Source organism: Thioalkalivibrio sp. ALJ4 (assembly GCF_000377225.1).
Classification (GTDB): domain Bacteria; phylum Pseudomonadota; class Gammaproteobacteria; order Ectothiorhodospirales; family Ectothiorhodospiraceae; genus Thioalkalivibrio.
Map to the genome: position 1 here is coordinate 22,802 of NZ_KB897921.1, position 22,273 is coordinate 45,074.

Annotated in this window: 19 protein-coding genes; 3 read left to right on the forward strand and 16 right to left on the reverse strand. The window is 65.6% G+C overall.

Going from position 1 to position 22,273, the window contains the following annotated elements:
- Nucleotides 1-81 precede the first annotated feature (81 nt).
- The 9 genes from C936_RS0113235 to rnhB form a co-directional block, all read right to left on the reverse strand.
- A complete protein-coding gene (locus tag C936_RS0113235) occupies nt 82-1,758 on the reverse strand; it encodes a PP2C family protein-serine/threonine phosphatase (protein WP_018648918.1) in 1,677 nt (558 codons plus the stop codon).
- Entirely contained in the window at nt 1,755-2,627 is an 873-nt protein-coding gene (locus C936_RS0113240; protein ID WP_051068182.1) for a GGDEF domain-containing protein, read from the reverse strand. Before C936_RS0113240 ends, C936_RS0113235 begins: the two co-directional genes overlap by 4 nt.
- Entirely contained in the window at nt 2,624-3,016 is a 393-nt protein-coding gene (locus C936_RS0113245; protein ID WP_018648919.1) for a DUF1987 domain-containing protein, read from the reverse strand. Before C936_RS0113245 ends, C936_RS0113240 begins: the two co-directional genes overlap by 4 nt.
- A complete protein-coding gene (locus C936_RS0113250; RefSeq protein ID WP_018139634.1) occupies nt 3,016-3,609 on the reverse strand; it encodes a SiaB family protein kinase in 594 nt (197 codons plus the stop codon). The genes C936_RS0113245 and C936_RS0113250 overlap by 1 nt, the downstream gene beginning before the upstream one ends.
- A complete protein-coding gene (locus C936_RS0113255; RefSeq protein WP_018862960.1) occupies nt 3,602-4,297 on the reverse strand; it encodes an ABC transporter substrate-binding protein in 696 nt (231 codons plus the stop codon). Before C936_RS0113255 ends, C936_RS0113250 begins: the two co-directional genes overlap by 8 nt.
- Nucleotides 4,298-4,481: 184 nt before the next feature.
- Nucleotides 4,482-5,738: a tRNA lysidine(34) synthetase TilS gene (gene tilS, locus C936_RS0113260; RefSeq protein ID WP_018648921.1), complete on the reverse strand. Its 1,257-nt coding sequence runs from the start codon at nt 5,736-5,738 to the stop codon at nt 4,482-4,484.
- 13 nt (nt 5,739-5,751) lie between these two features.
- Nucleotides 5,752-6,717, reverse strand: coding sequence for an acetyl-CoA carboxylase carboxyltransferase subunit alpha (locus C936_RS0113265; RefSeq protein WP_018139631.1), 966 nt, complete (start codon nt 6,715-6,717; stop codon nt 5,752-5,754).
- A 160-nt stretch (nt 6,718-6,877) separates the two neighbouring features.
- Nucleotides 6,878-10,357, reverse strand: coding sequence for a DNA polymerase III subunit alpha (gene dnaE, locus C936_RS0113270; protein ID WP_018648922.1), 3,480 nt, complete (start codon nt 10,355-10,357; stop codon nt 6,878-6,880).
- Nucleotides 10,354-10,959 carry a ribonuclease HII gene (gene rnhB, locus C936_RS0113275; protein ID WP_018648923.1) on the reverse strand — a complete coding sequence of 202 codons (606 nt, stop codon included), beginning with the start codon at nt 10,957-10,959 and terminating at the stop codon, nt 10,354-10,356. The genes dnaE and rnhB overlap by 4 nt, the downstream gene beginning before the upstream one ends.
- Before the next feature lie 155 nt (nt 10,960-11,114).
- On the opposite strand from rnhB, the gene C936_RS0113280 reads away from it, so the two are divergent.
- From C936_RS0113280 to lpxB, 3 genes are read left to right on the forward strand one after another with little or no spacing between them, the layout of a single operon-like run.
- Nucleotides 11,115-12,128 (forward strand): Gfo/Idh/MocA family protein, encoded by a 1,014-nt coding sequence (locus C936_RS0113280; RefSeq protein ID WP_018139628.1) that lies wholly within the window; start codon nt 11,115-11,117, stop codon nt 12,126-12,128.
- Nucleotides 12,125-13,222: a DegT/DnrJ/EryC1/StrS aminotransferase family protein gene (locus tag C936_RS0113285; RefSeq protein ID WP_018173959.1), complete on the forward strand. Its 1,098-nt coding sequence runs from the start codon at nt 12,125-12,127 to the stop codon at nt 13,220-13,222. Before C936_RS0113280 ends, C936_RS0113285 begins: the two co-directional genes overlap by 4 nt.
- A 22-nt stretch (nt 13,223-13,244) precedes the next feature.
- Complete coding sequence (gene lpxB, locus C936_RS0113290; protein ID WP_018648924.1) at nt 13,245-14,399, forward strand: lipid-A-disaccharide synthase; 1,155 nt, start codon at nt 13,245-13,247, stop codon at nt 14,397-14,399.
- 58 nt (nt 14,400-14,457) lie between these two features.
- Here the strand turns inward: lpxB and lpxA are convergent, their stop codons facing one another.
- From lpxA to ispC, 7 genes are all read right to left on the reverse strand, one after another.
- Entirely contained in the window at nt 14,458-15,240 is a 783-nt protein-coding gene (lpxA, locus tag C936_RS0113295; protein ID WP_017926286.1) for an acyl-ACP--UDP-N-acetylglucosamine O-acyltransferase, read from the reverse strand.
- Nucleotides 15,237-15,695: a 3-hydroxyacyl-ACP dehydratase FabZ gene (gene fabZ / locus C936_RS0113300; protein ID WP_018139625.1), complete on the reverse strand. Its 459-nt coding sequence runs from the start codon at nt 15,693-15,695 to the stop codon at nt 15,237-15,239. The genes lpxA and fabZ overlap by 4 nt, the downstream gene beginning before the upstream one ends.
- Nucleotides 15,696-15,761: 66 nt before the next feature.
- The gene (gene lpxD, locus C936_RS0113305; protein ID WP_018862915.1) at nt 15,762-16,763 is read right to left on the reverse strand and encodes a UDP-3-O-(3-hydroxymyristoyl)glucosamine N-acyltransferase; all 1,002 of its coding nucleotides are present in this window, start codon (nt 16,761-16,763) and stop codon (nt 15,762-15,764) included.
- A 4-nt stretch (nt 16,764-16,767) separates the two neighbouring features.
- On the reverse strand, nt 16,768-17,307 hold the full coding sequence (locus C936_RS0113310; protein WP_018648926.1) for an OmpH family outer membrane protein: 540 nt from the start codon (nt 17,305-17,307) through the stop codon (nt 16,768-16,770).
- Nucleotides 17,308-17,324: 17 nt separating this feature from the next.
- Nucleotides 17,325-19,667 (reverse strand): outer membrane protein assembly factor BamA, encoded by a 2,343-nt coding sequence (bamA, locus tag C936_RS0113315; protein WP_018139622.1) that lies wholly within the window; start codon nt 19,665-19,667, stop codon nt 17,325-17,327.
- A gap of 33 nt (nt 19,668-19,700) precedes the next feature.
- Nucleotides 19,701-21,062 (reverse strand): RIP metalloprotease RseP, encoded by a 1,362-nt coding sequence (gene rseP / locus C936_RS0113320; protein WP_018648927.1) that lies wholly within the window; start codon nt 21,060-21,062, stop codon nt 19,701-19,703.
- On the reverse strand, nt 21,059-22,264 hold the full coding sequence (gene ispC / locus C936_RS0113325; RefSeq protein ID WP_018648928.1) for a 1-deoxy-D-xylulose-5-phosphate reductoisomerase: 1,206 nt from the start codon (nt 22,262-22,264) through the stop codon (nt 21,059-21,061). The genes rseP and ispC overlap by 4 nt, the downstream gene beginning before the upstream one ends.
- Between the last annotated feature and the right edge of the window lie 9 nt (nt 22,265-22,273).

The window sequence follows — 22,273 nt, forward strand, 5'->3', positions numbered from 1 at the left end:
TAGGGAATTACGGTAGCCCCGCTCATACGGCTCACGGGCGGCTCAGATCGGCCGAAATGCTACCAGAGAGCCCCTGACGGCTCAATCGGCCGCCGCACCACGCGGCATGTTTTGCGCGTCCGCCGCGAGCGGCCGGAAGGCCACCAGCGTCATGTCGTCACGCCGTGGCTCGCCGCCGCGATAGTCCTCCAGCACCCGCACCACGGAATCGATCTTGGCGGCCAGGTCACGCGGGGACTTTTCCGCCAGCACGTGGCGCAGGCGACGGCGCCCGAACAGTCGGGGCGGCTCGCCACCCACATGGTCGTGGGCTCCGTCGGTAATCAGGAAGAACTCCATGCCCGGCTCGACCGCCACCACATGATCCACCGGCTGCGCGGGCTCCAGGCTGCGATACCCCAGCCCACCGCGGACGCCGCGAATCTCTTCCACCTGTCCCGCACGATCCATGATCAGCGGCAGCCCCACGCCGGCAAAGGTCAGGGTCCGGGCATCCGGGTCATAGACGCACACCGCCGCCTCCAATCCGTCGTCGGAATCCGAGTCATGACCGTCCTGGCGCAGGCGCGAGCGCACCAGCCGATCCATCTCGCGCAGGATTGCCGACGGTTCCAGGAGCCGGTGTTCATGCAGGATGCGATCCAGCGCCGAGGCCAGCACCAGGGTAATGAATGCCCCGGGGACGCCATGCCCGGTACAGTCCGCGGCCACCAGCACGCTGCGCCCGTCGATGGCCTCCAGCCAGAAGTAGTCGCCCCCGACCAGGTGCAGCGGCTCCCAGTAGACCTGCACCTCGTCCAGGTGTCCGTCCAGGGCGTGCTTGTCCGGGAGCATCGCGGTCTGGATGCGCCGCGCATAGCGGATGCTCTCCACCACAAGGCGGTTGCTGCGCTCGAGTTCGCGGTTGGCCTCATCGACCCGCGCAAGCGCACGTTCAGTCTCCAGCTTCTCGGCCTCCAGCTCGCGGGTACGCCCGACCACGCGGCGCTCCAGGTCCTCGTTCAGGGCCTTCAGCTCGCCCCGCGCACCATCCCGCGCATCAAGGCCCTGCTGAAAGGCATTCAGGAGGCGGTCGAGCGAGCGGTCCAGGGCACCGAGCTCGTCATCCGCATGGTGGCCCATGCGGGGGCGCGGCCACTGGGCCGGATGGTCGGGATCGGTACCCGCCACGGCTCGGGAGATGCGCAGCATCGGGCGCAGCATGAGGCCGTAGAACAGCAGTACGACGACCAGCGAGACGATCACCGCCTGCACCACGCTGGTGATCACGCTATTGCGCAGACGCTCGATCAGGGCTGCAGCCAGCACATCGGGGGCGAGCTCCACACGCAGCATCCCCACTGCACCATTGGTTTCGCGCAGGTCCGGGTGGAGCAGTTCGCGCTCGTGCTGGCGATCCGCCCCGAACAGGCGTTCCCCAAGCCAGGAGGCGCCGCCACCTTCGCGTTCCACCTCGGCCAAGGTGCGCCCGAAGTCGTCGAGTATCTCGGCGCGGTGGATCTCGTCAAAGGCCTGCAGGCCCGCCACCAGTGATTCCGCCTGATCGGCATTCAGCTGATAGGCCGCCTCGGCCGCGGGAGGGGCCACCAGCCGTTGCAGCCGTTCGATCTGTTCCAGGGTGTCCGCGCGAAAGGCACGCGAGTCGGCCGCGATCACATAGGCGCTCGCCAGCAGGCTGAGCGCCAGTGCAACCAGCAGGGTCGCGAGCGCCAGCTTCGCGACCAGGCTGCGGCTGCGCGCCGGGCCGGGCTCTGTCATACCGACTCGCCGTGGAACTGGACCTCGACGCGATTACGGCCTTCGTTTTTCGCGCGGTAAAGCAGATCATCCGCCGCCGCGACCAGCGCCCCGGCATCCGGCCAGCGTTCGGTCGTCACGACGAGACCGATCGAGACCTCCAGATGCAGCGGTTCGCCCTTCCAGCGCGGGATCGTCTGCTCGACAGTGGTGCGGATGCGCTCCGCCAAGCTCATGGCCGCATCAAGCTCGAGGTCCGCGGCCACCACCAGGAACTCCTCGCCCCCCATGCGCCCGGCGTACTGATCGGCGCCGAGCTCGCCGCGGAGGATCTCGGCGAAGCTCTGCAGGGCGTAATCCCCGGCGGCATGGCCATGGGTGTCATTCAGGGCTTTGAAGTCGTCGAGGTCGAGCATCATCACAGTGAGCGAGCGGGCCTGATCGCCCACCGTTTCGGCCAGCCCCTCGACACAGTCCATTACCCGGCGCCGCGAGAACAGCCCGGTCAGGGCATCCTCCAGCGCCAGGCGCTCGAGCTCGGCCGTCAGGCGCTCGCGCTCGCGCACCTCGTCGGACAGTGCACCGTTGAGCTGCTCCAGATGGGTGGCCTGCTCGCGCAGCTGACGGTTGGCGGCCTGCAGGTCCAGCTGCATCCGATCACTCATGCGCATCATGCGGCGCTGAACGCGATAACTCTCTGAATAGGCCTTGGCGAGCATGCGCACGCCCTCGGCCACATCGTCCAGCGCCTCCAGCATCTGCTCGGAGCGCTGCATGATCTGCTTCTCCTGCTCGAACAGAGAGAAGTCGGCAAGCGCTTCCGGATCGTCGCCGTCGCGTGCGGTCGCTGGCACCGGCACTGGCTGCTTGGGGTCGTGAGAGGCGTTCATGATGTCGGGCACATGCGGTAGTCCGCGTGGGCAAAGTCCTCGGAAAAGTCCTCGCCGAATTCTTCCATCGTCTCGTCGTCTTCGTGGTAGCACCAGTTGATGCGCACGTTGATGCCGGCCTCGGCGGCGTCTTCGAGGATCTGAAAGAGGTTCATCAGCGCCTTCGCGGTCGAGCTGTTGAAGTAGATCATCTCGACGCTGAACTCCAGCGACTCGCTGGCCCCCTCCTGGACCGCCTGTCGCAGGCCCTGGGTCAGGGGTCCATAGAAGCTCGCGGCGTCTTCCGGGTAGGACTCGCCGGAAATGCGGTAATGCCCCGCCGCGAAATCGAACAGGACCTCCGGGGTGCGGTCCGTTGCCTCGTGTCGAATGGGGTCCAGTGCTGCCATCAGATGTAGGCCTTCAGTACAAAGTAGGAATACGCGTCGGAGAGGTGCTCGAAGTCGAACTGGATCGGCTCGCTGGCTCGGCGGGCGATCTCGATCAGCCCGATGCTGCCCCCCTTGCTGCCCTCGTCCGGCGGCTCGCGCAGCTTTTCCTTGTAGAAGCGCCGCAGGGCCTCGTTGTCCATCCCCTGAAGCTCGCTCAGCCGGCTGCCCAGAGTATCCGCGTCTTCGCGGGCGATGATATTGCCGCAGATCACGAAGAACCGGCCTTTTTCGGAGCCGACCGTAATCATGCCGGAGCTCAGCTCCACCGGGGGTTCCGCCGCGTGCTCGATCCGTTCGGCCGAGTAGCGAATGATGTTCTGCACCTGCTCGACGAACACCGAGAACACTCGGTTTACGGTCTTGTTGTCTGTCGACTCCAGCCGGATCTTCTGACGCAGGGCGTCGCCCAGCGCCTTCAGGATGCCTTCGGAGATATAGCCGGTGAACGAAAAGATGATGCCGCGCCGGGTCATGTTGCGCTGAAAATCCAGCACCTCCTCGGCGATCAGGCCACCGCGATCCGCTTCGCGCTGCGTGGCGAACTCAGTCATTCGCGTCTCCGTTACGTTCGAGTACTTCGCTGACGATCGCTGCGTAGCGGCCATCCTCGCGCATGGCATCCAGCGCGGCCTGGAGGCGGTCCAGCCGATCGCGATCGGTATCCGGGTGGCAGGCGAGCGACATCACCGTGTCGTTGAAGGCAAACAGCGAGCGCAGTTCGCCGATCTCTTCCAGACGCGCGTACCAGGGTGCGAGGTGCTCGCCACTGACCCAGACGTCAATCCGGTCGGCCGCGAGCTTGCGCGCGTTCAAGCGGTCATTGGGGGCGGTATCGATCTCAATCCCCCGGGCCTCGACATACAACGCAACGGCGTCGTCGCGATAACCACCCACTCGATAGTCGTGAAGGTCATCGAGCGACTCCGCTGCGACGTCGGAGCCCTCAAGGGCATAGGCATGCCACTGATTCTCCACCAGCGGGCCTACCCACTCGAAGAGCTCTTCGCGTTCCGGGGTCCGCGTCGTGGAGAACACGCAGGTATCGGGGTTCGACTGCGCCTCGGCGTAGGCACGACTCCAGGGCAGCAAACGGATCTCCGCCTCGATCCCGGTTTCCTCGAGCAGCTGGTTCATCACGCGCACAGAGATACCGTCAAGCCCGCCTTCCGGCGTCTCGAAGTTGAATGGCGGATAACTCTCGGTGGCCAGGTTGAGGGTTCCGCCCTGTGCCGTTGCCATACCCAGCAACGCGAACACACAAGCGATACCCCGGACATACGCCCTGGTCTGCCGGCTGATGGTTCTCACACCCCGGCCCCTCAAAAGTATGACGAAGTTCAAGCATTGGCTTTTCCGCTCGCCCCGTCAACTGCAAGGGGACTACAGGTTTTGAACGGATCACCATCCACCGGACCTGCCACCTTCAGGGACTCAGGTCTCCATCCGACCAGAGAATGGCCACGACGAGCCCATCCGACCGCCGCCTGACCAACGGCAGGTGCTCGCGTTCCCATGGCGGGATCCCCCGCTCCTGAAGCCGCTTTTTCAAGGGTCGGCGGCCCGCTGGCGTCACCACGGTTTCCCCACCCCGGCGAAAACCGACCTCCAGCGCCTCCTGCGCGTCCACACCCAGGGCCGCCAGCGCTGCGCGCTCCAGCATGCGACCATCCGGGAGCGTCAGGCGCGCATGCCCCGGCGGCCAGGGCATCACGTCGCCTGGCGCGGCCGACTTTGCATCCGGGGCTTCGACGCAAATCGTTCCGCGATAAACGCCCATCCAGCCATCCGCCCAGCGCAGCTCCGGATTCCGGTCCGGCGCGTGGACCTCCAGTTGCCGACAGAACTCCTCCAGCCGCGCATGGCCCGGCGGTCGCAGGCCCTGCGCGCGCAGCCAGGCCCGCAATCGCGCGCGTCGAGCGGGCCGGTCCAGCTCGGCCAGCGAGGCCAGCTCGAGCGAGGCCTCATCCGGAATGCGTTCATCCTCCAGGCTCTCCAGGCGGTCGACGGCCTCGCGCTGCCAGCGGGCGCTGCGCGCCAGGGAGGCATGAACAGGAAAGCGCTCCGCCAGACGCGGGAGGATCTCGCGGCGCAGGAAATTGCGATCGAACCGGGTGTCGTCATTGCTTGGGTCGTCGTACCAACCGAGCCCCGCCGCTTCTGCGTAGTCCGCGATGGCCTCGCCCGGGACCTCCAGCAACGGCCTCCCCAACCAGGTGTCCCCTTCGCGACGCAGTACCCGCATGCCCTGAAGGCCCTCCGGACCGCTCCCGCGCAGCGCGGCGAGCAGAAAGGTCTCGGCCTGGTCGTCGGCATGCTGGGCGGTCAGGATCAGGTCCCGCCCCCCGAGGCCCTCGCGCAGGCCCGTGTAGCGTGAACGGCGCGCTGCGGCCTCCGGCCCCTCGGAGGCATCATCAAGAACGGTCACCTTGCGTACGGTCAGCGCTACATCCAGCGCCTCGGCAATGCGTACACAGAACGCCGCCTGCGCATCGGCATCCGGTCGCAGACCGTGATTCACATGCCAGGCCTCAAGCCCTTGAGGGCGCAGTCGCGCGAGCGCGTGCAGCAATACAGAGGAGTCGCGGCCGCCGCTAAAGGCGACGCGCAAAGAAGCGAAGTCCGGGTGGTCCTGCAAAAAGGCCCGAATGGCGACCATCACCGGGTGGGTGTGATCCCCCACCCGGCCCGGTGTCTCAGGAGGTGGCTTCCTGGAAGGCACCGTAGTCCATCAGGCGGCGGTAACGCCGATCCAGCCGCTTGGCCGGGTCCAGCGCCTCCAGCCCATCAAGGGTTTCCAGCAGCGCCGAGCGCAGGTGTGCCGACATCGTCTCCGGATCGCGATGGGCCCCGCCCAGTGGCTCGGAGACGATGCGATCGACCAGCCCCAGATCGTGCAGCCGTTGCGAGGTAATGCCCAGCGCCTCCGCTGCCTCGGACGCGCGTTCGGCACTCTTCCAGAGAATGGAGGCACAGCCTTCCGGCGAGATGACCGAGTAGGTCGAGTACTGCAGCATCAGCGTGGCATCCCCGACCCCGATCGCCAGCGCGCCGCCGGAGCCGCCCTCGCCGATCACGGTCGCGATGATCGGGGTATCCAGCCGCGCCATCACCATCAGGTTGCGGGCGATCGCCTCGCTCTGGCCGCGCTCCTCGGCACCCACGCCCGGATAGGCACCCGGGGTGTCGATGAACGTAAGGACCGGCAGCCGAAAACGCTCGGCCGTCTCCATCAGCCGCAGGGCCTTGCGGTAGCCCTCCGGGCGCGGCATCCCGAAGTTGCGGTAGACCTTCTCGCGCGTCTGGCGACCTTTCTGATGGCCGATGATCATTACCGGGCGCCCGTCGAGGCGGGCCACGCCCCCCACGATGGCCGGATCATCCGCGTAGGTCCGGTCACCGTGCAGCTCCTCGAACTCGTCGAACAACTGCGGGATGTAGTCCAGCGTGTACGGGCGCTTGGGATGACGCGACATCTGCGCCACCTGCCAGGGGGTGAGCTTGGCGAAGATGCTCTCCGTCAGCGAACGGCACTTCTCCTCCAGCCGCTGGATCTCTTCCTGGATGTTGACCTCGGCATCGTCACCCACATAGCGCAGATCCCGAATCTTGGCTTCCAGTTCGGCAATGGGCTGTTCGAAGTCGAGAAAATCCGGATTCATGCAGGGTCCCGCGTCGGAAAGATGGGCGTCAGGCGCGGAATTGTAACCAATTACCCCGCACTTCGCTGCCCGTTCGAGACCGGCCGAGGCGGATGTGCAGCGACATGCGGTGGCTCAGGGCTGTTGATCACAACACCTAATTGCGTAGATGCCGACAGAATCAACGGCCGTACAGGACCTGGGCCTCGCAGCCCGGGCCCAGGCTCTGCTGCAGATTGCGCAATAGCCGCTCGTCCGGACGAATGGCCCAGGCCTCGGGCAGGCTCAGCTCGGCCTCGAAATCATCCCGCCGGTAGCACAGGTGGACTCGGCACTGACCATCGCGATATTCCTCCATCAGGCCGCGCAGGTTCTGCACCTGCTCGGCGTGCACCCCCTCCAGGCACAGGTGCAGGGCGCGCGCCCACTGCGCCCGCGCCTCGTCCAGGGTGTACACGGCCCGGGCCCGCATGCGGATGCCGCCGGCATAGTCATCCAGCGCCACCGTCCCCTCGGCCACCAGAAGGGTGTCCGGCTCCAGCCGATCGCGGTAGGTGGTGAAGTCGTCGTTGAACAGCACGATCTCGGCACGCCCGCTGCGATCATCCAGGGTCGCGATGCCCATGCGCCCATTCTGCGTGTTGCGCACCCGCACCCCCACGACCAGGCCGGCAATGCGCACGGTCTCCTGGCGCCCGCGTCGCCCCTGCTGGCCGCTGTCATCGGGCCGCTGCTCCAGCTTCGCCTCCAGATCCGCGAACGTACTGCCCGTCAACCGCTTGAGCTCGGCGCGATAGCGCTCGACCGGGTGTCCGGTCAGGTACAGGCCGAGCGTCTCTTTCTCCCCGCGCAGACGATCGTCGTCCTCCATCTCCGGGAGGGTCTCGCTCTCCGGGACCACCGCAGCCGCCGGATCGCCAAACAGGTCCACCACACCCAGGCTCGCATTGCGCTCGGTCTGTTCCGCCGCGGCCACGGCCGTGGGGATGTCGTTCAGCAGCGTCGCGCGGTTCGCACCGATCGCATCCAGCGCACCCGCGCGCACCAGCGTCTCCAGCACCCGCTTGTTGAGCTTGGACAGGTCCACGCGCTGGCACAGGTCGATCAGCCCGTGGAAGGACCCGTCCGCCGAGCGTGCCTTCAACAGCGTGTCGATCGCAGACTCACCCACGCCCTTGATCGCCCCGAGGCCATAGACCACCGTCTGCGCATCGAGGCAGGTAAAGCGGTAGTCCGACTGGTTCACGTCCGGCGGCAGGACCTTCAGGCCCATGTTCCGGCATTCCTCGATCAGGCCCACGACCTTGTCGGTGTTGTCCATATCCGCGGACAGCACCGCCGCCATGAACGGCGCCGGATAATGCGCCTTCAGCCAGGCGGTCTGATAGGCGACCAGGGCGTAGGCGGCCGAGTGCGACTTGTTGAAGCCGTAGCCGGCGAATTTCTCCATCAAGTCGAAGATGTAGGTCGCGGTCCCCTCCTCGACCCCACGCCCCAGCGCGCCCTCCATGAAGATCTGGCGCTGCTTGGCCATCTCCTCGGGCTTTTTCTTGCCCATCGCACGGCGCAGCAGGTCGGCGCCGCCCAGGGTGTAATTTGCCAATACCTGGGCGATCTGCATGACCTGCTCCTGGTACAGGATGACGCCGTAGGTCGGCTGCAGGATCGGCTCCAGGTCCGGATGCGGGTACTCCACCTGCGCGCGACCGTGCTTGCGGTCGATGAAGTCGTCCACCATCCCCGACTGCAACGGGCCCGGGCGGTACAGGGCCACCAGCGCGATGATGTCCTCGAAGCTGTCCGGCTGGAGGCGCCGAATCAGATCCTTCATCCCGCCCGACTCCAGCTGGAACACAGCAGTGGTCTGGTAGGCCTTCAGCAGCTTGAAGGTGTCGGGGTCATCCAGCGGGACCGCATCCAGGTCGATGCGGGCCTCCGGGTCCATCTTGCGCACGTTCTCGACCGCCCAGTCGATGATCGTCAGTGTGCGCAGCCCGAGAAAGTCGAACTTCACCAGGCCCACGGCCTCGACGTCGTCCTTGTCGAAGTGGGTCACCAGCGAGCCGCCATCGTCTTCGCAGTACAGCGGCGAGAAGTCGGTCAACGCAGACGGTGCAATCACCACACCGCCCGCATGCTTGCCCGCGTTGCGCGTAAGCCCCTCGAGCTTGAGCGCCAGATCGATGATCCCGCGCACCTCCTCGTCCTGATCGTACTGCGCCTTCAGGTCCTCGCTCTCGGCCAGGGCCTTGCCCAGGGTCATGCCCAGCTCGAACGGGATCAGCTTGGCGATACGGTCGACAAAGCCGTAGCCATAGCCCAGTACGCGGCCACAGTCGCGCACGACCGCCTTCGCGGCCATAGTGCCGTGGGTGATGATCTGCGAGACCTTGTCGCGGCCGTAGCGCTCGGCCACGTAGTCGATCACGTCGTCGCGTTTCTCCATGCAGAAATCGACATCGAAGTCGGGCATGGAGACGCGCTCGGGGTTAAGAAAGCGCTCAAAGAGAAGCTCATAACGCAATGGATCCAGGTCCGTAATACCCAGCACATAGGCGACCAGCGAACCCGCGCCCGAGCCACGCCCCGGGCCCACCGGGATGCCGTTGTCCTTGGCCCACTGGATAAAGTCGGCCACGATCAGGAAGTAGCCGGGGAAACCCATCTGGCAAATCACGTCCAGTTCGAGCTTCAGGCGTTCGTCGTACTCCGAACGCTCGGCGAACTGGAAACGCTCCAGCCGTGCCGCGAGCCCCTTCGCGGAGGTCTCCCGCAGGTGATCCTCGACGGTGTATCCCTCCGGCACCGGGAAATCCGGCAACACGGACTCCCCAAGCGTCAGGCTCACGCTGCAGCGCCGCGCGATTGCCACCGAGTTTGCCAGGGCCTCGGGGATATCCGAGAAGCGTTCCGCCATCTCCTCCGGGCTGGCAAGGTACTGGTTTTCCGAGTAGCGCCGCGGACGCGAGGGGTCATCCAGCGTGGTGCCGTCATGAATGCAGACACGCGCCTCGTGGGCCTCGAAATCCTCGGCCTTGAGAAAGCGCACGTCGTTGGTCGCCACCACCGGCAGATCGAACTGCTCCGCCGCTGTCAGGGCCTGCTCGATCCAGGCCTCCTCGCCCGGGCGCTCGGTGCGCGTCAGCTCCAGATAGAAGCGCCCGGGAAAACGCTTCAGCCAGGGGCCAAGCTCATCCTGGGTCAGTGCGCGCGCCACCCCGGAGCCGCTCACGAACAGACCATCGATGCCACCCGACAGGGCGATCAGGCCCTCGGCCGCACTGTCCAGCCATTCGGCGTCGATCCTGGGGATGCCCTTTTCCTGCCCTTCCTGCCAGGCACGCGAAATCAGTCGGGTGAGGTTGCGGTAGCCGGGGTCGTTCTGCGCCAGCAGGGTTATGCGCGCCACGCTCCCGTCGGCACGGGCGTCCCGCACCAGCAGATCAGCCCCGATGATCGGTTGCACACCCTGGGCAATGGCCGCCCGATAGAACTTCACCAGCCCGAACAGGTTGCAGTGATCGGTCACCGCGACGGCGGGCATGCCCTTCTCCGCGACCGCCGCGACCAGCGGCTTCAGGCGCACCAGCCCGTCGATCAGCGAATACTCGGAGTGCACCCGCAGGTGCACAAAGCCGGGGTCGTGCCATTCGCTGCTCATGCCCCTTCCCCCGTAACAGCGGCCAGCGCCCGCGCCACCGGTCCAAAGCTGCGACGGTGCTCTGCACACGGCCCGAGGCGCGCCAGCGCGTCGCGATGGTAGGCGGTCGGGTAGCCTGCATGGCGATCAAAGCCGTAGTCGGGATAGCGTTCGTGCAGGGCCGTCATCTCCGCGTCGCGCGCCACCTTGGCGATGACCGAGGCCGCGCTGATTGCTGCTACGGAGCCATCCCCGCCGACGATCGCCTCGGCGCTCCAGGGGCCCTCTGGCGTAAAGCGCCCATCGACCAGCAGGTGATCGGGCACCTGCGACAATGCGGCCACCGCGCGCTGCATCGCCAGCAGGGTCGCGCGATGGATGTTCAATGCGTCGATCTCGGCCGCCTCGGCTCGCCCCAGCGCCCAGGCCACCGCGCGTTCGCGAATCTCGACATCCAGCGCCTGCCGGCGACGCGCCGAAAGCTTCTTGGAATCCGTCAGCCCCAGTGCTTCGAAACCCTCCGGCAGGATCACCGCAGCCGCCACCACCGGCCCCGCCAGCGGGCCACGCCCCACCTCGTCGACGCCCGCGACCCAAGCGTTTGCCACCCTGTTTGCGGACATCGAACCCCCGATCGGGCCTGGACACCAAGGGAACACTGAAACCCGTGTTTCCCTGGACAATAGCGGGAATGGATCGCGGACATGCGCAGTCCGGGCGATCCGTTACAATAGCGCCGGAAATCCTAGCACACGCCCCACGAACCTCGAGCCCGCCCATGTCTCAGAATCCCCTGCGCTGCGCCGCGATCGGCGTCGGTCACCTTGGCAAATGGCATGCCGCAAAATACGCCGCCCTGCCCGAGACCGAACTGGTCGCCGTAGCCGATGCCGACGCCGCCACCGCCGAGCGTGTCGCCGCCGAACATGGCTGCGCCGCGGTCACCGATCACCGCGAACTGCTCGGCCAGGTCGATGCGGTCTCGATCGCCGCGCCGACCACCCTTCACTACGACATCGCGCGGGACTTTCTCGACGCCGGGTGCCATGTGCTGGTGGAAAAACCGATCACCGCGACGCTGGAGCAGGCCGAGGCCCTGAACCAGCTGGCCGAGGCCAAAGGGGTCGTGCTGCAGGTCGGGCACCTGGAACGCTTCAATGCCGCCCTGCGCCGACTGACCGACGATCCGCTGCATCCGCGATTTATCGAATCGCACCGTCTGGCGCCCTACAAGCCCCGCGCGACCGACGTCTCGGTCGTGCTGGATCTGATGATCCACGACATCGACATCATCCTGTCCCTGACGGACTCACCGCTAACCGAGGTCCGTGCCTCTGGCGCCCGTGTGCTCACGCAGGACATCGACATTGCCAACGCCCGCCTGGAGTTCGCCAACGGCTGTGTGGCGAACGTCACCTCCTCGCGCGTCAGCAACAAGTCCGAGCGGCGCATGCGCATCTTCCAGTCGCATGCCTATGCCTCGGTGGACTTTCAGAACCGCATCCTGTCGCTCAACCACATCGGCGCGCCCGATCCGGAGACCGGTGCCCCGGAGATCCACCGGGACGAGAGCGTCTTCGACGAGGCCGATGCCCTGCTCGCCGAGATCCGCGCCTTCGTGGCCGCCGTACGCGGCGAAGGCCCGGTCGTGGTCAGCGGCCGCGACGGCCAGCGCGCGCTGGCCACCGCCGAGCAAATCACGAAGCTCGTCTATCAGAACCTCAACGTGATGGGCCAGGCCGACGGCCCCCACAGCCACCTCGAAAACACTCGCACAGGAGTCAAGCCGTGATCCCGATGGTCGACCTGCAGCGCCAGTACCAGAGCCTGCGTCCCGAAATCGATGCCGCGCTGCAGGAGGTCCTGGCCGGGGCCCGCTACATCCTGGGCCCCAATGTCCAGGCGCTGGAAGACGAGCTGGCGCGCTATCTCGGTGTGGAACATGCGATTACCTGCGCCTCGGGGACGGATGCGCTGCATCTGGCCCTGGCCGCCGCAGGCATCGGCCCGGGCGACGAGGTGATCACCACGCCATTCACCTTCATCGCCACCGCCGAGGCAATTCGCTATGTGGGGGCCGATCCGGTGTTCGTGGACATCGATCCCGATACCTTCAACATCGACCCGGAGCGGGTCGAAGCGGCGGTCACCGAACGCACCAAGGCAATCATTCCCGTGCACCTGTTCGGACAGCCGGCCGACCTGCCACGCCTGCAGGCCATCGCCGAACGCCACAAGCTCCTGATCGTCGAGGATTGCGCCCAGTCCTTTGGCGCCGCCATCGATGGCGCGCAGACCGGGTCCGCCAATGCCTTTGGCTGCTTCTCGTTCTTCCCCTCGAAGAACCTCGGGGCCTTCGGCGACGGCGGTCTGGTCACCACCAGCTGCCCGACCTCGGCCGAGGCCCTGAAGCGACTGCGCAACCACGGGTCCAGCGAGCGCTACTACCACGACGAGGTGGGCTACAACAGCCGCCTGGACGAGATGCAGGCGGCAATCCTGCGGGTGAAACTGCCGCACATCGACGCGTACAACGCCCAGCGCCGGCGCGTCGCCGCCAGCTACCGCAAGGGCTTGGAGGGCCTGCCAGTTCAGACCCCGCACGAAGACGGTATCGGTACGCATGTCTACCACCAGTACACGCTTCTGACCGATCACCGTGACGCGATCATGCAAGCCCTGAAAGAGGCCGAGATCGCGCACGCGATCTACTACCCGGTCCCGCTGCACCAGCAAAAAGCCTTCGCGGATCTGCCGAACCTGCCTGCGAGTCTTCCGGTCACCGAATCCGTCACCGCACGCTGCCTGTCCCTTCCGGTGTTCCCCGAGCTCGAGGACGGCCAGATCGAGATGATCTGCGACACCATCCGGCGCGCCCTCGCCTAAGCGCCGAGACAGACCCGGCCCCATGCGACGCCACGTGGTCATCTGCGCCGGAGAGAGCTCCGGCGATGCCCTGGGGGCCGGGCTGGTACGCGAACTCGCGATCCTGGAGCCCGAAGTCCGATACTCCGGCATGGGCGGCGCCCAGATGCGCGACGCGGGTGTCGAGACGCTGATCGATGTCGAGGAACTCGCGGTCGTCGGGCTCGTCGACGTCCTGGTGAACTACCCGCGCCTGCGCCGACTGTTCCGGCGCATGGGTACCCACCTGGAGCACAACCGTCCGGACCTGCTGGTCCTGGTCGACTACGTCGAATTCAATCTGCGCCTGGCGGCACATGCACGACGCCTGGGTATCCCGGTCCTGTTCTATGTCAGCCCCCAGTTGTGGGCCTGGCGATCCGGGCGAATCCGCCGGATTCAGCAGTGCGTCGATGCGATGGCGGTGCTGTTTCCGTTCGAAACCGAGATTTACGAACGTGCCGGCGTCCCGGTGCGCTACGTGGGCAATCCACTGGTGGACCGGGTCCAGGAACCCACCGTACCGTTAGCGGAACGGATCGCCGTCGCCGAAGATGAACGCGTGATCGGGCTCTTGCCCGGCAGCCGCAGCGGAGAGCTCAAGCGCCACTGGCCGCTCCTGGTCGAGGCCGCGCGACGGATGCACGGGGAGGAGCCCGCACTGCGCTTCGTGGTCGCGCTGGCCCCGGGAGTGGACCCGTCGCGCCTGGACGCACTGGCGCCGCGCGACGGCCTGCCGATCTCGTTTGTCTCGGGCGAGGATGGCACGCACGCGCTGATGGCGGGTGCCGATCTGCTGTTGATTGCCTCGGGCACGGCCACGCTCGAGGCCGGACTGCTCCAGGCGCCGATGCTGGTGTTCTACCGAATGGGAGGGCTTAGCCACGCGGTCTTTTCCCGCCTGGTCCGCCTGGAGAATATCGCCCTGGTCAACATCGTCGCGGGCGAACGACTGGTCCCCGAATACCTTCAGCGCCAGGCGAACCCCGAACGCCTCGCGTCGGACGCGCTCGACCTGCTGCGACACCCGGAGCGGCTCGGCGCGATGCGGGAGTCCCTCGCCTCGATCCGTGAACGCCTGGGAGACGGCGGGGCCGACCGCCGTATCGCCGAGATGGCACGCGAACTCCTCAACGAAGGGCGCCTGAGCGACTACTGATCTCCGGATAGGCAGCCTTGTCGCCGCCTCGTGGAAGCCCTGAGTTACAGGCGTTTCCTTAGTGAGGCCGGCCTCCGCGCAGTATCCCACGCTGGCTGTTGCGCACGAACCCGATCAGGTTGCGCACTTCCGGGACCTCGGTCTCGTCGAACATCGTCTCCAGATGACGCTCGCGGCCGGCACGACCACGCATGCCGAGGATAAAGACCCGATGCAGCGCCTGGATCGCCTCGTTGGAGAAGCCATTGCGCCGCAGCCCAACCTTGTTGATCCCGATCAGCCGCGCGTAGTTGCCACTGGCCAGGCAGTAGGGCGGCAGGTCACGGTTAAGCGCCGCGCCCATGCTGGTAAAGGCAAAGGTCCCCACCCGACAGAACTGGTGTACCAGGGTAAAGCCACCCAGGGTCACGTTGTCCTGAATCTCGACGTGACCCGCCAGCGAAGTCGCGTTGGAGAAGATGATCTTGTTGCCGATGGTGCAGTCGTGCGCGATATGCACGTAGGCCATAATCAGGTTGTCGTGACCGATCACGGTCTCACCGAGCCCTTTCTCCGTTCCCCGGTGGAGCGTGACCGATTCGCGGATCACGTTGCGATCCCCAATCACCAGCCGCGTCGGCTCGCCCTTGTAGGTCGTGTCCTGGGGTTCCTCGCCGATCGAGGAGAATTGGAAGATGCGGTTCTCGCGACCGATCTCGGTCGGGCCGCGGATCACCACATGCGGACCCACGCGGGTACCGGCCCCGATTCGCACATTCGGACCGATCACGCTGAAAGGCCCGACCTCGACCGAGGAGTCCAGCTCCGCGCTCGGGTGTACGTCAGCCCGAGGGTCGATCACGAGGGGATTTCCTGCCCGGAACACATCAGCTGCGCCGTGGCACAGACGTCGTCGCCCACACGGGCGACCGCGTCAAAGCGCCAGATGCCGCGCATGGTGCGCTTGAGATCCACACGCAGGTGGAGCTGGTCGCCGGGTACCACCTGGCGGCGAAAACGTGCCTCGTCGATGCCGACAAACAGGTACAGCTGCTGCTTGTCCTGATTCTCGTTGCGCGCCTCTTCGGTTTTGAACGCCAGGAGACCCGTGGCCTGCGCCAGCGCCTCGAGGATCAGGACACCGGGCATCACCGGCTTGATCGGGAAATGCCCCTGAAAATAGGGCTCGTTGATGCTGACGTTCTTGATCCCGGTCAGGTAGACGCCGGCCTCCCACTCCAGCACCCGGTCGACCATGAGAAACGGATATCGATGCGGCAGATAGCGCATGATCTCCTGGACATTGAAGTCATCCACGCGGCATTCCTTTTTTGCTGATTCTGATGAGCCGAGACCAACGGACGACTCCAACACAAGCGGGTTTCATGCATCCCGTGTCCGGGCGAGCCGACGCAGCCGTGCCAGCATGCGATTCCACAACCGGGCCTCCTGGTGAGGGACACCGGACGCATACTCCCCTGGTTGATCAATCGAGCGCGTGACGAGCGTCATCGCGTGCAGTGTCACCCGATCGGCTATCGCCAGGTGGCCGAGAATCCCGACCCCGCCCCCAATGGCGCAATGCGCCCCGATGCGTGCGCTGCCCGCAATCCCCACACAACCCGCAATGGCCGTATGGTCGCCAATCTGAACGTTATGGGCAACATGGACGAGGTTGTCGATCTTGACCCCGTTGCCAATCCGCGTGGACTCCAGCGATCCGCGATCGATAGTGGAGTTGGCACCAATCTCCACATCATCGCCCACGCGCACATCCCCCAACTGCTCGATCTTCTCCCAGGTGGAATCCGGACCGCTTGCGAATCCAAACCCATCGGCACCCAGTACCGCGCCACTATGGATGATGGCACGTCTGCCGATTTGCACTCCGTTCAGCAGGCTGACCCGAGGATGGAGATAGCTCTCCTCCCCTACCTCAACTCGCGCGCCCAGAACGCTGTGTGCGCCAATCACCACACCGGCACCAATACGGCAACCGGCGCCAATCACCACGCCCGGTCCAACCTCCGCATCAGCGGCCAGGCGTGCGTCAGGGTGCACTCGCGCGCTTGGGTCAACACCGGGAATACCGCATCGGCGCCCGGCACCAAACCAGCGGGACGCCTGCCCATAGGCGCGGTAGGGATCATCGACGGCAATCCAGGCACGCGCTGTCGTGCTCACCGACTTGGCACCCAACCTGGGGACCAACACACAGCCCGCTTCGGTAGAGTCCAGGGCATCGCGATAGCGATCGGGATTCGTAACAAAAGACACATCCGCCGGCCCGGCCTGGGCAAGCGTCGCCAGCCCTCGCAACGGGATCTCGGCCGGCCCGGTGAGCTCGCCGCCCAGATGTACGGCGAGGTCTCCGGCGGTGATCACCCGCTCAGTCGTCGCGCTGCATTGCGGCAAGGATATCGTCCGTGATGTCGACCCGGTCGCTGGCGTAGAGCACGTTGCGTTCGGTCAGGATGACGTCGATCTCGCGTTCGCGCGCCAGTTCCACAATCGCATCGTTGATCCGCCGCTGCAGTCGGGACAGCTCTTCGTTACGGCGCACGTTCAGGTCCTCGCTGAAGCTCTCCTGGGCCCGGCGGAACTCGCGCGAGCGCTGGGAGAACTCCCGCTCCAGATTGGCCCGTTCGGACGGGTTCATCATGTCGCCGTCGCGCTCCAGCCGGTCGCGCATGCGCTGGAGCTCTTCGCGCTCGGCCACCAGTTCGGCGTCACGCGGCGAGAACTCGCGCTCCAGCTCGCGCATGGCCTGCTCGGCCTGCGGCGAGTCCTCCAGGATGCGGTTCATCGTCACGAATGCCACGTTCTGAGCCCCGGCCTGGGCCGGGAGGGCCAGCCAGCCCGCCAACAACAGCACGGCGGACAGCGCCAGGGAGACGCCGCCCTTCATGGTCCCACTGCGCTGACTCATGTTCTTGCTCCTCGCGCTCAGAAGGACGCCCCCAGCAGGAACTGGAAGCGCTGAATATCGTCTTCCGGCTGGTCGTTCAGCGGCTCGGCCACGCTAAAGCTCAGCGGCCCCACCGGCGAGAACCAGGTTATCGCGAAGCCAGCGGACGCCCGCAACTCGCCGACGTCCCAGTCGCCCGGATCGTTGAACACATTACCGGCATCGACAAAGGTGCTCATCCGCACCGCGTCGTTATCGGCGGCGAACGGCAGCGGGTAGAACAACTCCCCTGAGATCGTGGTACGGAAGCGGCCACCATACGGGTCGTCATTGGAGTCGCGCGTCGCAGGAACATTCTCGTCCCGGAATTCGCGCAGCTCGCGCTGATCCCCGAGGCGGTTGTCCTCGTAACCACGCACCGAACGAATACCGCCGGCAAACAGCCGTTCATAGAACGGCAGCTCGGAGCCGCCATAGCCATCCGCGTAGGCAATCCCACCCGAGATACTGAAGGAATAACGATCCGACAGGCGGAAGATCTCCTCGCCCGAATAGGTCAGCTTGTAGAACTCCCGATCACTGCCGGGCACGGCCAGTTCCAGACCAATGCGGTGGCGTCGCCCCTGGGTGGCGAAGGTCGTGCGATCGCGCGTGTCGTGGATATAACTCGTCTCGATCTTGTAGAAATTTGCCGAACTACCGAACTCGTCGACCTCGTCAAAGATCTCGTCCGGGCTGCCCCGCCGGCCGTCACGTTCGACCGTGTCGATATCAATGTGTTCGAATCCGGGTACGATGCGAACACGGTCGAACTCCGACAGCGGGATCCCGTAGCTCACGTCAAACCCATAGCGGTTCGAGGAATAGCGCGAGATGTTCGCCTCTTCGGCGTCGATCTTGCGGTAGAAGACAGAGAACCCACGGCTGGCCCCGGCGGGGGTGTAGTGCGGGTTGGTCACGCTCATGCGGAAGATCTGGTTCACTCGGCTGGTACTGACCTCCGCATTAAAGCGGTTACCCGTACCCAGGAAGTTGTCCTGCTGCAACCCCGCGGTCAACAACAACCCCTGGTTCTGCGAGAAGCCCGCCCCAAGCGTCAACGCGCCGGATTGCTGCTCGGTCACCGTGATGTTCAGATCCACCTCGTCGTCAGTACCGGGGACTCGCTGCGTCTCCACGTTCACGCTCTGCACGAATGGCAGACGCTGCAGCCGCACGCGGGAACGCTCGATCAGAGCCCCGTTGTACCAGGAGCTCTCCATCTGCCGCAGCTCGCGGCGATAGACGCGCTCCTCCGTATTCTCGTTACCAGTGATCTGGATGCGCCGGACGTATACACGCGGGCCTGGGTCGATAAAGAAGGTGATATCGACCTCGCGGCTGTCCTCATCGACATCCGGCACGGGATTCACGTTGGCGAATGCATAGCCGTCCTGCATCAGGCGATTGGTGATCCGCTCGGCGGATTGCGTCACCTGGCTGCGCGAGAAGGGTTCGCCCACATCAATCTCGACCAGCTCTTCCAACTCGTCCCGCGACACCACGAAATCACCCGCCAGGTCGAATCCGGTGACGGTATAGCGCTCACCCTCATCCACGTTAATCGTGATGAACAGATCGCGGCGGTCCGGCGTCAGGGTCACCTGGGTGGAATCGATATCGAACTCGAGAAAGCCCTCATCCAGGTAGTGCGAACGCAACTGCTCAAGGTCGCCCGACAGCTTCTCGCGGGAATAGTGGTCCCGCCGACTGAAGAAGGCCCACCAGCGGGGTACGCCCGAATCAAACCGGCGGGTCAGTTCGCGGTCGGTGAAGGTCTCGTTGCCCACCACATTGACCTGCTGGATACGCGCCACAGGGCCTTCGGCGATATCGATCTCGATATCCACGCGGTTGCGCGGGAGGTCGATAATCTCGACATCCACCTCGACGTTGTAGCGGCCGCGAGCGAAGTACTGCTGTCGCAGTTCGCTCTCGATCCGGTCGAGCATCGTGCGGTTGAACACGCGACCGCTGCGCAGGCCGGCCGCTTGAAGGGCCTCGCGCAGGCCATCGTCCGGGATGTCACGATTCCCGGAAAAATTGATCTCGTTGATCGCCGGACGCTCGGAGACAATCACCACCAGCACATTCCCGCGCCGGGCAATCTCCACGTCGTCGAAAAACCCCGTCTGGAACATCTCGCGGATGATGTCCGGGCTCTGGCTTTCGTCGAAGGTGTCGCCCACTTCGACTGGCAGATAGCTGAGCGCCGTACCCGCGGTAATCCGTTCCAGCCCCTCGATCTCGATATCTTCGATCTGGTAGGTCTGTCCCCAGGCCGTACCTGCCAGACCCAGGAGACCGACCAGGGCTATTGCTCTCAAGCTGTTTCGCGACATGCTTTCCGCCAATTCAGAAGGGCTGTTTCGGGGTTACCCGAACAGACGTGTCAAATCGTTGTAGAGGGCCAGCAACATCAACCCGGCGATCGCGAGGATGCCGAACTGCTGCCCGATGATCTGGGCGCGCTCGGACACCGGACTCCCTTTAACCGCCTCCACCGCGTAATACAGCAGGTGGCCACCATCCAGCAGCGGGATCGGCAACAGATTGATGATCCCCAGCGACACACTCACCAGCGCCAGGAACCCGAGGAAGGCCGAGATCCCGATCACCGCTGTGGTGCCCGCAAACTCGGCTATGGTAACCGGTCCGCTGATGTTTTTGACCGAGGCCTCGCCGGTGACCATGCGCCAGAGGATGCCGACCGTCAGTATCGAGACATCCCAGGTACGGGCCGCCCCGGAAACCAGCGCCTCCACGGGGCCCTGGCGCACCAGTACCGCCATCTCGCGCGCCGCGGGCTGGTCCGGATCCACCCCGGCACCGATGCGCCCGATGGTCTCGCCATTGGCGGCGATTGCCTCCGGCGTAACCCTCAGCTCGACCGTTTGGTCACCACGTTCCACCTGCACGACCTGTTCACGCTCCGGGCTCGCCTGAATGCGGCGGACCCAGTCGTTCCAGTCGTCGATCGCATCACCGTCCACGGCAAGAACACGGTCGCCAGGCTCAAGCCCGGCCGCCGCCGCGGGACTGCCCGACTCGACCTGGCCGATGCGCGGCACCAGTGCCGGGCGATAAGGCGCGAGCCCCACCTGCTCCAGGAATTGCCCCTCGCCCAGGATCGCCTGACGATCGCGCAGATCCAGCGTGCGCTCCACCTCGCGGCCATCGCGGTCGCGCACGAGAACCGGCACCGTATCACCCCGTACGGCGTGGTCAAGGAGCCGAAGGTTCGTTTGCTCCCAGTCCCGTACGGCCCGCCCGTCCACCGCAAGAATCTCTTCGCCACGCTCCAGGCCCGCGACCGCCGCCGGGCTGTCCGCGGTGATGTCGCCCACCACCGGTCGCACCCCGCCAACGCCAATCATGAACATCGCACCATAAGCGACGATCGCGAACAGGAAATTCGCGAGCGGGCCGGCGGACACGATGAACGTGCGCGCCTTCAGACCCTTGTTGTTGAAGGCCCGATCCAGTTCTTCAGGCGCGACATCGCCCTCGCGCTCGTCGAGCATCTTCACGTACCCGCCAAGCGGCAGAGCCGCCACGACGAATTCCGTCCGATCCCGCCCGATCCGGCGGCTCAGCAACGGCCGCCCAAACCCGACCGAGAACCGCAGTACCTTGACCCCCATCGCGCGCGCCGCGAGGTAGTGCCCGTACTCGTGCACCGTCACCAGCACACCGATGGCCACGGCAAACGCCAGCAGACTGGTCAACAGCGTCATGACACCGCCCGGCGTTGCAGACGCCCGATCTCGCTACCGGCATGAGCGCGCGCCTCGGCATCCGCCGCCAGCACACGCTCCAGGGAATCGGCGGCCTGCGTCGGCAGAGCGTCCAGCGTCCGCTCGATAACCACCGCGATGTCGCTGAAGGCCAGGCCACCCGAGAGGAACGCCTCCACCGCGACCTCGTTCGCCGCGTTCAGCACGGCGGTAGCGGTACCGCCCTGCTCCATGGCCCGATAGGCCAGCCCCAAAGCCGGGAACCGCTGGGCCTCCGGCTCGCGAAACTCCAGCGGCCCCACACCCAGAAGATCCAGTGGCGCCACTCCGGACGCCACCCGATCGGGCCAGGCCAGCGCATGCGCGATCGGCGTACGCATATCGGGATTGCCCATCTGGGCAAGCACCGAGCCGTCGTTGTACGCCACCATCGAGTGCACGATGCTTTGCGGGTGCAGAACGACCTGGATGGCCGAGGGCTTCACCGCGAACAGCCAGCAGGCCTCGATCACCTCCAGGCCCTTGTTCATCATCGTCGCGGAATCGACCGAAATCTTGCGCCCCATGTCCCAGTTCGGGTGGGCACAGGCCTCGTCCGGCGAGATGTCGCCAAAGGTATCGAGAGGCCGGTCGCGGAACGGGCCACCCGAGGCGGTCAGCCAGATGCGCTCGACGCCATGCGGCGCCACCTCGTCCGCGCAGACGTACCCCGTCGGCAGACACTGGAAAATGGCGTTGTGTTCGCTGTCGATCGGCAACAGGCAGGCCCCGGAACGACGCACGGCATCAATCAATAGCGCCCCGGACATGACCAGTGCCTCCTTGTTGGCCAGGAGCACACGCTTGCCGGCCTCGGCCGCCGCCAGAGTCGGCAGGAGCCCGGCCGCGCCAACAATGGCGGCCATCACGGCATCCACCTCCGGCGCCTCCGCCACCTCGGCCAGCGCTTGCGGCCCCGCTCGCACCTCCGTGGGACAACCGGCCGCCTCCAGCTCGCGCTGAAGCGCGTGCGCGGCCGCATCCTCCGCAACAACGGCCACGCGCGGTCGCGCCTGCAGACATTGCGCCTTCAGACGCTCGACATTGCGATGCGCGGTCAGCGCATAGACGTGAAAGCGATCCGGCTGGCGCGACACCACATCCAGCGTGCTGACGCCGATACTGCCGGTGGAACCGAGAATGGTGATCCGCGTGGGGCTCATAACGTGTTA